General features: G+C 24.0%; 2 protein-coding genes. Both read right to left on the reverse strand.

Annotated features, from left to right (window positions below; genetic code table 11):
* Positions 1-62: 62 nt before the first annotated feature.
* Complete coding sequence (locus tag A500_RS18935) at positions 63-1211, reverse strand: hypothetical protein (protein WP_157453711.1); 1149 nt, start codon at positions 1209-1211, stop codon at positions 63-65.
* A gap of 760 nt (positions 1212-1971) precedes the next feature.
* Positions 1972-2535 (reverse strand): DUF1643 domain-containing protein, encoded by a 564-nt coding sequence (locus A500_RS18940; protein ID WP_016209183.1) that lies wholly within the window; start codon positions 2533-2535, stop codon positions 1972-1974.
* Between the last annotated feature and the right edge of the window lie 350 nt (positions 2536-2885).

The following is a 2885-nucleotide window of genomic DNA, read 5'->3' on the forward strand; positions in this document are numbered from 1 at the left end:
ATACTCTTTGGGATATAACCCTTTAATTATTCAACTAATAAGTTTATTTTAATTTTATATATTTAATTATCCTTAGGTAATTCACCAAAACGTCCTACTGTTTGATTATCACTTAATCTAGTAATGAATCCACTAGAACCATTGAAGTACACTTCTCCATTATTCATATTTACATAAAAACATCCTCCTGGAAGAATTTCTCCATCTTGTAAAGCATTAATTATATAAAATTTTTCAGTAGGAAAACCATCTAAAATCTCACCAGCTTCTAGGTTTCCATAATATTGATATTGAAGGTGATTACCATAAACCTCTTCTACTTTATTTACTGCCTCATCTGCAGTTATGCTTTTAGACTGTACAGTTTGTTCATTAATGTTTTCTTTTATTTCTGTTGATGATTTATTGGTAAATACTCCCTTTTCACTATCAAACTCCCATTCATAAATATAATTTAATCCATTGGTATTATCATATACGGAGCTTTCAAAATTATTGTCAGAAACCTGTTCTATAAAAGTAGCTGTATTTAAATATTTGCTTTTATGCCCTGAATTATCAAATAAAATAGGTTCTAATTGCTTATTATAAATATAGTAAGCTTGTAATATCATTAAGTTACTACTCATCGGATTTGTAACTATCAAAATATCTGGTTCATTTTCTTTACTATTGCTAATGATCTTAAAATTTTCAGTATTTAGATTTAATGTAAAATTACTTTTTTCATCATTTAAATATATAGTAATCTTATTTATATCCTCTGTTCCTTCTTTATTGTAATTAATTTGTAAATTTCCTTTTAATACAATATCTCCTACATTTCCAATAAAAGATGGTGATTCTTGGACTTCGTATGTTCCATTATCAGAAAAAATTTTAATTGTATATTTCTCTGAATTACTATCCCTCATACTACCTGTAAAAATACTTTCCCCACTTCTTTCAACCTCTTTATTTGATGAATTATTATATTCTATTGATTCAAGTTCTATTCTACTTGTTATAACATCACCATCATACCACTCTTCTAAAACACGCCCAACATTAGGTGCATAGTATTTTCTCATGTGATACAAAGCATTTTTTGTTTTAATAAATTCATCTACCACTATACATTTATCAAATATACCTGCTTTTGTATTTACAGTTTCATTTGTAGAAATTATTTTGTAGTAACCATCTTCCTCAATCATACTCTTCCATTTCAAATTAGAAGACAAAATAATTTCACTTTTACCTGTTGAATCTAAATGATATAATTCATTGTCAATAACCTTATATTGTACATTAACATACTCATTTAATATTTCTGGAGTAATATTAGATGATTCATATAATATCCCACTTTCATTGTTATTAATAAATTTAATATTTTCATAAGTATAGTATACGTAATTTGTTTCAGTAACATGATTTGAATATTTTAATTGTGCTATATTTGAATCAAGACAATATTCTAAAACATTAAACTTATATTTACTTTGTATTAATAATTTATTCGAAATAAAATATCCCCCAAAAACTATAATTAATGTAATAAAATAAGAAATATTATGTTTTTTTTCTTCATATTTCCCCTCCTAGAATGTATTTATCGACCTTGTGAAAAATACATTTGATCCTCAATTTTTATAATTAATTATACACCCACACCATACAATTTTCCATATTTTTATAAACAATGTAAATTAATTTCTTTTTCTTTATAAAAATAAGATCTCTTAAAAATTATCCCTATATTTTCATCAAATCAGTTTTTTAATATCTAGTTATTATCCTTTTTACATCTATATTAATTGGATTTTTCACTAATAAAAGAGTTGGTTCTCTCGTACCAACTCCTAATTTTTTTATTTCTAATCACTTTTTCCAGACTTCAGTAACCTTATCATTTATCACCAATTATATGTATTGCTTTTCTTTACCTTAATTGTATAATCTTACTTTCTAATTTTCTATAATTAAAATCTATATGTCTTTACTTGTAAAATCATATTCTTTTATTTTAGATCCATTTTGCATAATACTCGGATGACTTGATGGACTTCCATCAGGATTAATAAAATAAAAAACTTTATCACTGTATTTTTGTTTTAATAAACTTCTAATTTTATTTTTCCTTTCTCTATATAGTTTTTTATCCTCTTTTCCCCAAGCTATAATTATTATTTTTGATTCTTCAAATGCTTTTACTATCTCATTATCTGTATAGCTATCAAATAGCTCATAATAATCTATATTCTTTAGTTCTTTAGATTTAGTAACAATATATGAAAATATATTAACTACTTTTAATCCACCAAATGTAATTATTTCACCATCTCCACAATCGAGTTCTAAATCAACCAGATAATTAATTATTTCACTTGTTGTATTATCTACTTTTATGTGACCTGCATAACTTGGATTAAGCATAATAACTGTTGCTATCGCTTTATTTTCATCCCATACCCTTTCTAGTAAATATCTATGATTTTTATCCTCTGAGAAAATAGCTTTATTATAAATTGTCGAACTATATTCTTTTATCATTTTTCTCTCCCCCTTTTATTCAATTATAAAATAACTAATTATCTCAGTAAAATTATTCAAAGTTTAATAAATTAAATTACTACACTAACTTTATATAACAACTATAGAAAATACTCTGAATTTCTATTGTCTATATAAAAATTTTATTATTTCAAAATATGAAATACCATTTAATTAATTAACAATGTTATACATAAATTCAAAATTAACTACTATGCTATAATATTCTTAGTTGGTACCAATTAAATACTTTTAATTATAAGATGTATCTATTAACTTATATTAATTAGATCAACATTTTTCTCATAACTAAATCTAAGTAGCCTTTATTCTTATTAGATATTCTTTAT

This window comes from Clostridium sartagoforme AAU1 (assembly GCF_000401215.1).
In the GTDB taxonomy this organism is placed as follows: domain Bacteria; phylum Bacillota; class Clostridia; order Clostridiales; family Clostridiaceae; genus Clostridium; species Clostridium sartagoforme.

What these genes read in the sequence shown, in the direction of transcription:
- A500_RS18940 (WP_016209183.1), bottom strand. Translation starts at nt 2,535, where the DNA reads ATGATAAAAGAATATAGTTCGACAATTTATAATAAAGCTATTTTCTCA.